Raw genomic sequence first — 12,248 nt, forward strand, 5'->3', positions numbered from 1 at the left:
CGTTATGGGCGCTTCCCGAAACCCCCTGGTAACCTTGGCCATTGGTCTGGTACGGTTTTATCAGCGGTACATTTCCCCCTTGACCCCGCCTTCATGCCGATATGCACCAACCTGTTCCCACTATACTGTGGAAGCCTTGCAAGTCCACGGATTTTTTAAGGGAGGATGGCTCGCATTGAAAAGGATTTTTAGTTGCCATCCGTGGGGCGGATCAGGTTATGATCCGGTCCCAAAAAAGGATGCTAAGGAAGCCTGATGGATTTAGTATCTTAGCCCTCAAAACAGCCGTATATGTACCTACTTGGGATTACCTGGAACCCGGACGACACCATCTTTACCCTCGGTTTCCTGCAGATCAAATACTACAACCTACTATGGATTCTCGCCTTTGTAGTCGGCTGGTTTTTGATGAAGAAAATCTTTACGAACGAGAACAAAACCACTGAGCAACTCGACTCCCTTTTCATCTATACGGTCATAGCGACGATGCTCGGAGCGCGCCTGGGGCATGTTTTCTTCTACGATTGGGATCATTACAAAACACGTTTGGTCGAAATCCTCCTACCCATAAAACAATCCGATGGTGGAAGCCTTTTCGGGCTGATCAATGGCTATGAGTTTACCGGATTTACCGGGTTGGCCAGCCATGGGGCTACCCTTGGAATCATCATCGGAATTTACCTGTTTACCCGCAAGCATAAGGGCTTCAAGATGATGTGGATCTTTGACCGGCTCACCATCCCGGTTGCCATTGGAGCAGCCATGGTACGGCTGGGAAATTTCTTTAATTCTGAAATTAATGGAAAGATAACCGAGGCTACCTCCTTCCTCGCTACCCGCTTTGTTCGGGATTCAGACGACATGCCAGCCTATCGGGCCATGCAACTGACCGGAAAGCAAGATGTAAATGAAGCTTACAAGGCGCTAACGAATGATCCGCAATTCGCCTCCATCCTCGAAGGAATTCCTTACCGACATCCGGCCCAACTCTACGAAGCCATTTTTTACGTTGCAATTTTTGGCCTGCTCTATTGGTTATACTGGAAGAAAGGAAAAGGTGCACAGTCCGGGTTCTTATTCGGATTATTCATGATCCTGCTTTGGAGTGTGCGTTTTGTAGTGGAATTCGTTAAGAAAAGTCAGGGTGGCTTCGAAAATCCGGATGGCGTACTTTCTACCGGGCAGTGGTTGAGCATTCCTTTTATTCTACTTGGAATTTTCCTGATGTTTCGGAAATCCGGTAAAAAAGCGAATTAGGATGTCCTTGTTTTCTCCTTGGATAAATTCCGCCCGCCTATTCGTGCTCATGAGCTTTGCCTTGGGAGTAATCTTACTTTCCTCCTGCAAGGACAAACCGCAAAAATTAGAAGAATCGGCGAAAGAAGTCTCCTTTTCCAAGGAAGGCGAGTTACAAGTTTTCTACAGGGAATCGGATTCCCTTCTGGCGGAGATCGCTATTGAAATTGCCGATTCTGAGTACGAAACCCAAACCGGGCTCATGTATCGCCGGGAAATGAAAGACACCCAGGGGATGTTGTTTATTTTTCAGGAGGAAGCCTACCATTCCTTTTACATGAAAAATACCTTGATAGCCCTGGATTTGTTATTCATCGATGCGGACATGCAGGTGGTGACCATCGCCAAGAATGCCCAACCCTATGATGAAACCGGAATCCCATCTCGGGTTCCTGTTCAGTATGTTCTGGAAATCAAGGCGGGCCTCTCGGATCGCCTGGGGATTTCAGAAGGAGATCGTATCGCTTTTCAACGTATACCTTAGGTCCCTTTAACGCTACTAAAAATGGCTGCTCAGCCCAATTATCTGCTCGAAGGATTCGAAACAGAACGCTTGTTACTGAGGTGTTTCAGACCTGAAGACCAGCAAAAGTGGCTGGAATTCTTTCTGGACCCCTCCAGTACAGCCTATTGGGAAGGGATTCCCGCCGACCCTGAGCAAGCATGTCGCGAACAATTCGAAAGGCTCTTTGAACGCTACGAAAAAGGGCTTGGGGGAATGAATGCCTTGATTGAAAAATCCAGTGACCAGTTAGCCGGAATGTGTGGCCTCCTGGTCCAGGACATAGATGGCATCCAAGAGTTGGAAATAGGCTATTCCCTGCTTACTCCATTTCGGGGGAAGGGGTACGCCAGCGAAGCAGCCAGGCTATGTCGGGATACGGCGTTTGAGAACCGCTGGACACCCAGTCTGATCTCTATCATCCACAGGGATAACACCCCTTCAATGCGGGTGGCCGAGGGCCTGGGCATGAAGCGGGACAAACAGACTGTTTATAAGGACAATCCGGTGTGGATCTACCGAATCCACAACGATTCCGACACGTCCTGAATGCTTAAAGTTTATTAGCGGTTTTTGGTCGAGCAGGTCGACAAACCAAAGGGTGCATATAGCGGGCAAAAACTAATGAAACTCGTCAGTAAAAAGACACCGGCGAGAATTAACAAAACCAGCCCGAGGGTTCCCGAGATGGTCCCCGTATAATACAAGACGCCAATGACCGCAGCTGCGATAAAGCGAACAATCCGGTCGGTACTTCCCATATTCTTTTTCATGATGTTTATTATTTGAAGGTTAATAGCTGTTATTCAAATTCACGCGCCAAAGGATTCAATCAGCACCACCAGGCCCCAAATTACCCCAATACAGATAATACATACCAGAGCTAATTTTACGATTTTGGCCTGCTTCCCATTCATTAGCTTTCAGCTCAGATTAAAAATAAAATTAGGATTTTATCCGATGCCAAACTGTAACCTGGGTTACCTATAAATTTTTTCAGGCACCGGCGATACCCTACCTTAGGGATCATGAATTCTGATTTGGAGCCGATTCATACCGCGATCTATACCAACAGTGACTCCCGCAAAAGAGACTTTGCCCACGACTTACTCCAGGGCCGCATTCCGGACGCTCTGGGCTTTCTTATGGGTAAAAAAGGTGGATACTTTTCTGATGCCCGGCTCGCCGCATTCATCGAAGCCGAGGCCCGTTATGAACACTCGGGAATGGGAGATGCCGGGGAACAAAGCCTTAAAACACGTTCCACCGGAGAGCGCAAAAGAGCCTTGCTGGATTTCCTCTTAAAACAAAAACCGGATTTCATCGTACTCGACGATCCTTTTGACAATTTGGATCGCGCCTTTCAGGAGGAATTACGGCAGCGGCTGCTTGACCTTTCCGAATCGGTTACACTGATCCAGCTGGTAAACCGCGCTGCAGATGTTTTGCCTTGTATGCAGGCCTTTGCCCGCTTAGATGGCGGCAAGCTTGTGGAGTTTCCGGATTATAAGCCCGTTACTGAATCCCAGGATAACATCAAAAAGCTCTCCATCCCTCCTGCTCCTTCCGGGGCTCCTGAATTACCTGCTCCTCCCGGGGCTCCAGAATTACCAGCTCGGGATAATCCGCTGGTTATCATGCGGGATGTCCGTGTTGAATTTTCAGGAAAAACTGCGGTTACCGGAATTAGTTGGGAAATAAAGCCGGGCGATTTTTGGGAACTTCGCGGGCCAAATGGCAGTGGTAAAACCACGCTGATCTCGCTCATTACCGGAGATAGCCCCAAAGCCTATGGGCAGGATTTACACCTTTTTGGCCGGGCCAAGGGAAGCGGTGAAAGCGTTTGGGAGATCAAAGAGCACATCGGCTATTTTACCCCAGCCATGATGGACCGGTTTCGCGGTTATCACAGTCTTGAGAATATGCTGATATCGGGGCTTACCGATTCTATTGGCCTCTACATCCGGCCCACGGAAAATCAGCAATCCCTCGCCAGGCAATGGCTGGAGCTTCTGGGACTTGAACGGAGTGCCGGGGAGCTTTTGCGTAACCAATCTTACGGGACACAGCGGTTGATATTCTGTGCCCGCGCCATGATTAAACACCCACCCCTGTTGATCCTGGACGAACCCACAGCTGGGTTGGATGACCATGCTGCTCGGCTGGTAACCCAACTCATAGTAAAAATGGCTCGCGAAAGTGACACCGCCATCGTTTTTGTTTCTCACCGGGAAGAGCCCGGCCTGCAAGCCGATAAACTGCTGGAACTGCTACCCGGACCAAAGGGATCTAGCGGAAAGATATCGATGCGCTCTCCGGGATAAACAAAAAAAACCGCAGCCTTTCGACTGCGGTTCGGTATTTCTGATAAAACCACCAGAGCGGTTTCACCTGTCTTTTAGCATATTACTCTGTATCCTTCTTTCCTGCAGATAAGTTGCGGGACAAACTATCGAACATGATAGGGGTCGCGATAAAGATGGAGGAATAGGTACCCACAATTACCCCGACAATCATCGCAAACATAAATCCTCTCAGGGTTTCCCCTCCGAAAATAAAGATGGACAATAATACCACCAAAGTGGTGAGGGAGGTGTTCAGGGTACGGCTTAGGGTGCTGTTCAAGGCCAGATTGACGTTTTCGCCCCCGCGCCAGCCTTTCTCATTGATAATTTCCCGAATACGGTCAAATACTACCACGGTATCGTTCAGAGAGTAACCAATTACCGTAAGTATCGCCGCAATGAAGGCCTGGTCGATCTCCATGCTGAAGGGCATAAGCGCACTGGTTGCCGAGAATACCCCCAGTACCACCACTACATCGTGGAATACTGCGGCAACAGCACCGAGTGAGAATTGCCATCTGCGAAAACGCAACAGAATGTAAAGGAATACCACAGCAAGGGATCCGATAACGGCCCAAACGGCGTTCTTCTTAATGTCGTCAGCAATAGTTGGTCCAACCTTGCGGTATTTCAATACCCCGATATCGTCATTGGTTCCTCCTGGGACAAAGTCTTCGTAGGTTGTCCCGTCGGGCATGTACTTCTGAAGGGACGTGAACAGGATCTCCAGAATCTCGTCATCAACTTCATTTCCCTGTACATCTACCTTATATTTCGTGGTAACCATGATCTGGTTTGCATCACCAAACGTCTTGGCGCTGGCACTTCCCAATACCTCGGTCAGTTCCCCGGTAATTTCTGTTGGATTTACCGGATCCTCAAAGCGGATCTGATAATTACGTCCCCCTACGAAATCCACGCCCTGGTCAAGCCCTTTGGTGAACAAGGAAGCAGCTCCGCCAATAAGGATCAATCCTGAAATCACATAAGCGATCTTACGCTTTTTGAGGAAGTCGATATTCAGATTGGCAAAAAGGTTTTTGGTAATTGCAGTAGCGAAGTCGAGTTTGCGGCCGCGCTTGTTCAAATACCAGTCTACCAGCAATCGGGTAACGAAGATTGCAGTAAAGAGTGAGGTAAGGATACCGATGATCAGGGTAGTAGCAAATCCTTTGATCGGACCGGAACCGAAGATCAGGAGGATAATTGCTGTTAGCCCTGTGGTAATATTCGCATCCAGAATAGAAGAAAGAGCATTGTCAAAACCATCGGAAACGGCCTGAGCCATCCCCTTGCCTTTGCGCAATTCCTCTTTAATCCGTTCAAAGATCAGTACGTTGGCATCGACCGACATACCAATTGTAAGGACAATACCGGCAATACCTGGTAAGGTAAGTACAGCTCCCAAACTGGAGAGTACTCCGAAGATCAACAGGATGTTAAAGATCAGCGCAATGTCTGCGAACAGTCCCGCTTTACCATAGTAGAATACCATCCAGATCAGGACAAATACCATGGCGATCATAAAGGACATAAAACCACTGTCGATGGCCTCCTGACCCAGGGAAGGCCCTACTACGAAGGAATCGATAATTTCTGCCTCTGCAGGAAGCTTACCAGCCCGCAATACGTTGGCGATATCTTTGGTTTCATTAACGGTGAACGTCCCGGTTATTTCAGAACTTCCTCCTGAAATTCCTCCAGGCTCGCTAACACCTGGTGCCGTGTAAACACGGTCGTCCAGTACAATGGCGATACCGGTTTTGTTTTCATAGGCATCGGCTGTAAGTTCTTTCCAGATGCGTGCTCCGCGTACATTCATGTCCATACCCACCGCTGGACGGTTGAACTGGTCGAATTGATCGCGGGCATCGCTTACGACATCCCCAGCCATTCGCGGCGTATTGTCGCGGTTAGACTGCAGCGCGTAAAGTGCGGCTACCTCGGAATCACCTGATGGGCGTTCCCAGAGGAAACGCGTGAATTGTACTTCGGCTGGCAACAGGCGGCGAATCTGCGGCATACGAAGCCACTCGCCAATTTGTGCTGTATCCTGTACGGCAGCTACCCCAAGGGCAAACCCAGGTCCGGGGATTTGTAGTTTTTCGATCAGCGGATTGCGCTGGGAATCCAGGTCTAAGGAATCCTGTGCTACGTCAGATAAAAGCGAATCCAGTTCGCTTTCTGGCTTAACCTGCTCGGTTTCCTCAGGCTGGGTAATGTCGCGCAGCGCCTCATTGGCCTGTACCAGGAAGGAAATCAAGGCCTGGTTTCCGGCGGGATATGTTTCCCAAAACTCAAGTTGCGCCGTACTCGAAAGCAGATCTCTTGCACGAGCGATGTCACGGGCACCAGGAAGTTCCACGACAATTCGTCCGGAGTTCCCTTCCCGTTGGATATTGGGCTGGGTTACCCCGAAACCATCGATACGTTCCCGGAGTACTTCAAAAGCAGAGACAACAGCCTCATCTACTTTACGACGAATAACAGGACGTACCTGATCATCCGACATCTCGAAATTGATGTCATCGCTCAGCCCTTTGTTGGCAAAGATATCCGGGGAGGCCAGCTTGGTGTCTCCCTTGATCTCATCGAAAGCATCGAAGAAAAGATCCAGATAGGTTTCGTCACTATTGGTGGAAGCCGCATCCGCATCGGCAAGGGCGCGGTTGAATACCGGGTTCTTGGTATTATTAGCCAGTCCCGAGAGGATATCCCGTACAGAAATCTGTAGGGTTACATTGATTCCCCCCTTGAGGTCGAGTCCTTTGTTGAGCTCTTTCTTTTTGGCGTCTTCGTAGGAAGTGAATCCCAGGATAGGGTTATCCGAAACGGAATCCAGGTAGCGGGCTTCTTCGATCTCACGTTGGGCAACATAATCCTCTGTGTCAGCAGAAATCAGTGCTGCAGCATGAGCCGCGGCGTCGTCCTCAATTTTGGATGTAATAAACGTGAAGGAGAGTTGGTAAATACTTACCAATCCGAACAAAAAAGCAAATAGCTTTATTAGTCCTTTGTTATTCATGGGTAAAGCGCTTGTCTTAAACGTTTGCGAATGCAGGCCAGGGCCCACAGGGTTCTGATGCTGTAAACAGCGTGCAAATATATTATTTCCCTTAGGAACTGACAATTAAATCCCCGGAATCCTTCTGGCGGTAAATTCATTGCCTGGTGGAATAAAAAACGCCGGCAAATGCCGGCGCTTTAATCGTACTTTTTTTATCTGGGCAGCTGGTTTTACACCTCGAGAAGCCCATTGGTTTTGCTTACTCCGGCCGCGCTCTCCTGCATTTTGGCCTTTTCCGCATCGTCCAGTTCAATTTCAACAATGGATTCGATCCCTCCGCGTCCGAGAACAACGGGAACTCCAATACACAAGTCATTAAGGCCATATTCGCCTTCCAAATAAGCCGAACAAGGGAAAATTTTCTTCTGGTCGCAGGCAATGGCCTGTACCAATCCCGAAACAGCAGCTCCAGGAGCATACCAGGCGCTGGTGCCCAATAACTTTGTCAGGGTTGCCCCGCCCACTTTGGTATCTTCAGCAACTTGCTGCAGTCGATCTGCACTCAGGAATTCGCTCACTTTTATACTATTACGGGTAGCATGGCTTGTCAGGGGTACCATCCCGGTATCACTGTGGCCTCCGATAACCATTCCGTCCACATCGGAAATTGGTGCCCCCAGGGCTTCAGCCAGGCGATACTTGAAGCGGGCGCTGTCCAGAGCTCCGCCCATTCCAATGATGCGTTCTTTAGGCAAATCTGTGGTTTTGTGGACCAGATAGGTCATGGTGTCCATAGGATTACTAACCACAATGATGATCGCATTCGGGGAATGTTCCAGTAAGCTAGAGGAAACAGATTTCACTATCCCGGCATTGATCCCAATCAATTCCTCCCGGGTCATTCCTGGTTTTCTGGGAATTCCAGAGGTAATCACGGCGATGTCACTTCCCGCCGTTTTGGAGTAATCGTTGGTCACACCGGTGATGCGGGTGTCAAAACCGTTCAGGGAAGCACACTGCATCAGGTCCATGGCCTTCCCTTCGGCAAAGCCTTCTTTAATGTCTAACAAGACTACTTCTGATGCAAAATTCTTAATGGCGATATACTCGGCACAGCTGGCTCCTACGGCCCCTGCTCCCACAACGGTAACTTTCATATGCTATTGGTGTTAATGGATAAATTTTAAGCAGCACAAAAATACGGATTTATCGGGACTTTTCCCGAGGGGAATGCCCGGTAAAATTCTCAAAATTTCCCGACCATACAGACCGGAAAACGGTCGTTCATCGAATACTGGGTGCGGCTCCCCGTACTTCATCGAAAAAATACAATATCGGTTTCGCCTTTGGCGTTGCCCTAGTACCCAAAGCTTACCAAAACAGCAACATATGACTCGTAATTTCCTCCATATGAGCCTACTTGCAGTTGGACTACTCCTGGTAACCAACTGTTCTGAAATCCCAGAAAACAACGATCCGGTGATCGGAGTTTGGTCTAATCTTGAGATAACCACCTCCGAAGAGGGCAGGTCCTCAGTACGGGAAGAATGGTATTTTAACGATGCCTACCTCGGGCGCTATTATCGCTATGAAAGCGGAGTTATCACTGCCCAGACCGACTTTGGCTGGAAACAGGAAAACGGTATCTACACCATTGATTATATGGGGCTGGAAATCGTTGACGATCAGGCATCCATTGCCGGAGAAATCGGATCCCAGATATTGGAAACCCCAGCCGGGGAAATCCTGGCACATCGGGAATAAGCGATTCGAAGAAAAAATTAAAGGCCATCCGGTAATCCATATGGCCTTTTTCTTTTGAATATGGACGCGTGTAAGCGCTAACACCACTTGGCCGGTTCAGGCAATAGTGTAAAGCTTATCGCATTCCAAAATGCATACCTACAGTAAAGGTATCAAAGGCTGCCACGCTGTATTCTGCATGCAGGCGGAAAAATCCAAGTTTCAACTTAGCCCCTACGCTCCCGCTGGCGCCACTAAATTTTTCAGAGATGGAAAACGGGTCCACATAAGTGGTTTGGAAAGGACCAGAGGTAACTACGTAGGTTCCGAGTATGTCGGTATCGGAACTTCCGCTAATGTATCCAAGACTCCCGTAAAAGTTAATTACAGGAAGTCGGGTAGATACCACTGCCTGAAAGGTCCAGGCCCTCATTTCACTATCGATGCGTTGGTTCTCGCCATCGATGAAATTGGTGTCGGTGAAATCATAGGTTCCTGAGAGTTGGGTATATCCAATGAATCCGGACAGAGAAACCGGCCATAGCTTTTCTGCCGGTAAGTGGCTGCTGAAATCGTGCAGAATACCAAATCCGTACAAGCCTACTTCCGCACCATCTGCTTTTATCTTGGGCAGGAAGCGCACCTTTACCTCAGTACCCTTTATCAGGCCTACACTTCCCTGCAAAAAGCCAGCAGGTAAGGCATTGATATCTTCAGAACCCAGTCCGCTGGGAAGTTCGAAACTCTCCGAGAACAGTCCGTTTTCATCTTCGATAACCACAGTGACACCCTCGATGTCCCCTAAAGCCGTAGCGACTTCTTTGGAAGTACTCCCGTCCTGGAACCTCAGGTTCTCATATTCGGCAGTATTGAGCACAAATGCCCGCTTATCGTCTTTATTTCCAAAAGGAGCCAAAGAACCCACAATTGAAATTTCAAAGCCCCCCAGGGGTTTTGCAGTTGCTGTATTCAACCAGGAACCCGCAAGGGAATAAACCGTAGCCTCCGACACAGGAGCAAGATAATCTGTAGTAAATCGCTCCGCATCGTCCAACCCGGCAGCCAGCAGGTCATTGATATTGGATTGCGCCGTTACTGAAGCGCTAAAGCCCAGGCCAACCAGGGCAAAGGCAAGTGTTTTGTACAGTGATGATCGTTTCATAATAGATTTTTTACCCTATTTATTTTCAAGCCCTTAGGCCATTCCAACCTTCAGCTTAAATGAGCTTCTTGTAGGAATTTTACCCGAAAATAAAAAACCCCGGAGGCTATCCGGGGTTTTTGTTGTGAAATGGGAAATCTTATGCATCAATGTTGGCATAGACAGCATTTTTCTCGATAAACTCACGCCTCGGCGGCACCTCATCTCCCATAAGCATGGAGAAGATCCTATCGGATTCGGTGGCATTTTCGATGGTAACCTGCCGCAAGGTTCTGTTTTCAGGATTCATAGTTGTTTCCCAAAGCTGTTCGGCATTCATTTCCCCGAGACCCTTGTACCGCTGTATGCTTACGCCTCCACTGTAGCTATCGGCAATTTCGTCCCGCTCCTTATCATTCCAGGCATACTGTTTTTTGGAACCCTTCTTGACCAGGTAAAGCGGCGGTGTAGCAATATAGACGTGGCCATTCTCTACCAATTCGCGCATGTATCGGAAGAAGAATGTCAGGATCAGGGTTTCGATGTGACTACCGTCGACATCTGCATCACACATGATTACGACCTTGTGATATCGAAGCTTTTCGAGGTTCAGGGCTTTACTGTCCTCTTCGGTCCCAATGGTAACTCCAAGAGCAGTATAAATGTTCTTAATCTCCTCGTTCTCGAACACCTTGTGCTGCATGGCTTTCTCCACGTTCAGGATTTTACCACGCAAGGGCAAGATAGCCTGGATGTTCCGGTCCCTTCCCATCTTGGCTGTTCCCCCTGCGGAATCCCCCTCAACCAGGAAGAGTTCGCAGCGTTCCGGATCCTGATCCGAACAATCGGCAAGTTTACCAGGCAGCCCACCCCCGCTCATGGGGTTCTTGCGCTGAACCATTTCCCGGGCTTTAGTAGCCGCATGGCGCGCCTGGGCAGCGAGAATAACCTTCTGCACGATTATCTTGGCATCGTCCGGGTGCTCTTCCAGATAGTTGGTGAGCATCTCCGAAACCGCCTGACTCACAGCAGCACTTACTTCGCGGTTCCCCAATTTGGTTTTGGTTTGCCCCTCGAACTGAGGTTCGGCTACTTTTACAGAAACAATGGCCGTTAGTCCTTCCCGGAAATCGTCTCCGCTTACTTCGAACTTAATCTTGTCCAGCATCCCGGAAGCATCCGCATACTTTTTCAAAGTTGTGGTAAGCCCGCGGCGAAATCCGCTTAAATGCGTCCCACCCTCATGGGTATTAATATTATTTACGTAGGAGTGCAGATTTTCGGTGTACGACGTATTGTAAACCATGGCTACCTCAACGGGAATATCATTCTTTTCCCCTTCCATCGAGATAACATTCTGGATCAACGGCTCCCGGTTTCCATCCAGGAAACGGATGAATTCCTTGAGTCCCTCCTCTGAGAAAAAGGTCTCGCTTTTGAATTCTCCTTTGTCGTCTTTCTCGCGGCGATCGGTAATGGTAATATTGATTCCCTTGTTCAGATAAGCCAGTTCCCGCATCCGGTTGGCCAGGGTATCGTAATTGAATTCTATGGTTTGTTGGAAAATCTCCGAATCCGGGTGGAAGGTTACAATGGTCCCGCGTTTATCGGAAGTCCCTGTAGACTTTACCGGATAAGATGTTCGTCCACGCTGATATTCCTGTTCCCAGATCTTCCCATCCCGGTGCACTACCGCTTTGAGGTTATCCGAAAGGGCGTTTACCACAGAAACCCCTACCCCGTGTAATCCTCCGGAAACTTTATAGGAATCTTTATCGAATTTTCCACCGGCACCAATCTTGGTCATGACCACTTCCAGGGCGCTTACCCCTTCCTTTTTGTGCATGTCCACAGGGATCCCCCGACCGTTATCCTCGACCGTGATGGAATTATCCTCGTTTATCGTAACTGAAATGGTATCGCAGTGCCCTCCCATGGCCTCATCGATGGAGTTATCTACCACTTCATAGACCAAATGGTGCAAGCCCCGAACTCCGACATCTCCGATGTACATGGAGGGGCGCATACGCACGTGTTCTATCCCTTCAAGGGCCTGAATACTGTCTGCTGAATACTTCTTCTTATTTGCCTCTTCACTCATAAGTAAAATCGCTCGGTTTAGGTTGCCATTTTGGCATCTCACAAATATAGCAAATCACCCTGCAAATAGGGCGTTTAGGCCCATTTCAGTGCTCGAAGTTATCAACAATATAT

General features: G+C 48.8%; 11 protein-coding genes. 6 read left to right on the forward strand and 5 right to left on the reverse strand.

The window, feature by feature from the left end:
- Positions 1-4: 4 nt before the first annotated feature.
- From yidD to BM318_RS13050, 4 genes are read left to right on the forward strand one after another with little or no spacing between them, the layout of a single operon-like run.
- A complete protein-coding gene (yidD, locus tag BM318_RS13035; protein WP_092983017.1) occupies positions 5-256 on the forward strand; it encodes a membrane protein insertion efficiency factor YidD in 252 nt (83 codons plus the stop codon).
- A 35-nt stretch (positions 257-291) separates the two neighbouring features.
- Positions 292-1,257 carry a prolipoprotein diacylglyceryl transferase gene (gene lgt, locus BM318_RS13040; protein ID WP_092983018.1) on the forward strand — a complete coding sequence of 322 codons (966 nt, stop codon included), beginning with the start codon at positions 292-294 and terminating at the stop codon, positions 1,255-1,257.
- 49 nt (positions 1,258-1,306) lie between these two features.
- Positions 1,307-1,780 carry a DUF192 domain-containing protein gene (locus BM318_RS13045; RefSeq protein WP_245759834.1) on the forward strand — a complete coding sequence of 158 codons (474 nt, stop codon included), beginning with the start codon at positions 1,307-1,309 and terminating at the stop codon, positions 1,778-1,780.
- Between the two features lie 21 nt (positions 1,781-1,801).
- Positions 1,802-2,347: a GNAT family N-acetyltransferase gene (locus tag BM318_RS13050; RefSeq protein ID WP_092983022.1), complete on the forward strand. Its 546-nt coding sequence runs from the start codon at positions 1,802-1,804 to the stop codon at positions 2,345-2,347.
- Between the two features lie 14 nt (positions 2,348-2,361).
- Here the strand turns inward: BM318_RS13050 and BM318_RS13055 are convergent, their stop codons facing one another.
- Positions 2,362-2,571 (reverse strand): YgaP family membrane protein, encoded by a 210-nt coding sequence (locus BM318_RS13055; protein ID WP_092983024.1) that lies wholly within the window; start codon positions 2,569-2,571, stop codon positions 2,362-2,364.
- Positions 2,572-2,826: 255 nt separating this feature from the next.
- Here BM318_RS13055 and BM318_RS13060 point away from each other — a divergent pair, with 255 nt between their 5' ends.
- On the forward strand, positions 2,827-4,122 hold the full coding sequence (locus tag BM318_RS13060; RefSeq protein WP_092983026.1) for an ATP-binding cassette domain-containing protein: 1,296 nt from the start codon (positions 2,827-2,829) through the stop codon (positions 4,120-4,122).
- 82 nt (positions 4,123-4,204) lie between these two features.
- Here the strand turns inward: BM318_RS13060 and secDF are convergent, their stop codons facing one another.
- Positions 4,205-7,168: a protein translocase subunit SecDF gene (gene secDF, locus BM318_RS13065; RefSeq protein ID WP_092983027.1), complete on the reverse strand. Its 2,964-nt coding sequence runs from the start codon at positions 7,166-7,168 to the stop codon at positions 4,205-4,207.
- A 212-nt stretch (positions 7,169-7,380) separates the two neighbouring features.
- Positions 7,381-8,307: a malate dehydrogenase gene (mdh, locus tag BM318_RS13070; RefSeq protein WP_092983029.1), complete on the reverse strand. Its 927-nt coding sequence runs from the start codon at positions 8,305-8,307 to the stop codon at positions 7,381-7,383.
- 253 nt (positions 8,308-8,560) lie between these two features.
- Between mdh and BM318_RS13075 the strand changes: the two genes are divergently transcribed.
- Complete coding sequence (locus tag BM318_RS13075) at positions 8,561-8,914, forward strand: hypothetical protein (RefSeq protein ID WP_092983031.1); 354 nt, start codon at positions 8,561-8,563, stop codon at positions 8,912-8,914.
- A gap of 115 nt (positions 8,915-9,029) precedes the next feature.
- Here BM318_RS13075 and BM318_RS13080 read toward each other — a convergent pair whose 3' ends face one another.
- Together BM318_RS13080 and gyrB are read right to left on the reverse strand one after the other, a co-directional pair.
- Positions 9,030-10,055 (reverse strand): DUF6588 family protein, encoded by a 1,026-nt coding sequence (locus BM318_RS13080; protein ID WP_092983033.1) that lies wholly within the window; start codon positions 10,053-10,055, stop codon positions 9,030-9,032.
- Between the two features lie 139 nt (positions 10,056-10,194).
- Positions 10,195-12,135 (reverse strand): DNA topoisomerase (ATP-hydrolyzing) subunit B, encoded by a 1,941-nt coding sequence (gene gyrB, locus BM318_RS13085; RefSeq protein WP_092983035.1) that lies wholly within the window; start codon positions 12,133-12,135, stop codon positions 10,195-10,197.
- Positions 12,136-12,248 lie beyond the last annotated feature (113 nt).

Source organism: Robiginitalea myxolifaciens (genome assembly GCF_900115205.1).
Lineage (GTDB): Bacteria > Bacteroidota > Bacteroidia > Flavobacteriales > Flavobacteriaceae > Robiginitalea > Robiginitalea myxolifaciens.

What these genes read in the sequence shown, in the direction of transcription:
- yidD (WP_092983017.1), top strand. Translation starts at nt 5, where the DNA reads ATGGGCGCTTCCCGAAACCCCCTGGTAACCTTGGCCATTGGTCTGGTA.
- lgt (WP_092983018.1), top strand. Translation starts at nt 292, where the DNA reads ATGTACCTACTTGGGATTACCTGGAACCCGGACGACACCATCTTTACC.
- BM318_RS13045 (WP_245759834.1), top strand. Translation starts at nt 1,307, where the DNA reads ATGAGCTTTGCCTTGGGAGTAATCTTACTTTCCTCCTGCAAGGACAAA.
- BM318_RS13050 (WP_092983022.1), top strand. Translation starts at nt 1,802, where the DNA reads ATGGCTGCTCAGCCCAATTATCTGCTCGAAGGATTCGAAACAGAACGC.
- BM318_RS13055 (WP_092983024.1), bottom strand. Translation starts at nt 2,571, where the DNA reads ATGAAAAAGAATATGGGAAGTACCGACCGGATTGTTCGCTTTATCGCA.
- BM318_RS13060 (WP_092983026.1), top strand. Translation starts at nt 2,827, where the DNA reads ATGAATTCTGATTTGGAGCCGATTCATACCGCGATCTATACCAACAGT.
- secDF (WP_092983027.1), bottom strand. Translation starts at nt 7,168, where the DNA reads ATGAATAACAAAGGACTAATAAAGCTATTTGCTTTTTTGTTCGGATTG.
- mdh (WP_092983029.1), bottom strand. Translation starts at nt 8,307, where the DNA reads ATGAAAGTTACCGTTGTGGGAGCAGGGGCCGTAGGAGCCAGCTGTGCC.
- BM318_RS13075 (WP_092983031.1), top strand. Translation starts at nt 8,561, where the DNA reads ATGAGCCTACTTGCAGTTGGACTACTCCTGGTAACCAACTGTTCTGAA.
- BM318_RS13080 (WP_092983033.1), bottom strand. Translation starts at nt 10,055, where the DNA reads ATGAAACGATCATCACTGTACAAAACACTTGCCTTTGCCCTGGTTGGC.
- gyrB (WP_092983035.1), bottom strand. Translation starts at nt 12,135, where the DNA reads ATGAGTGAAGAGGCAAATAAGAAGAAGTATTCAGCAGACAGTATTCAG.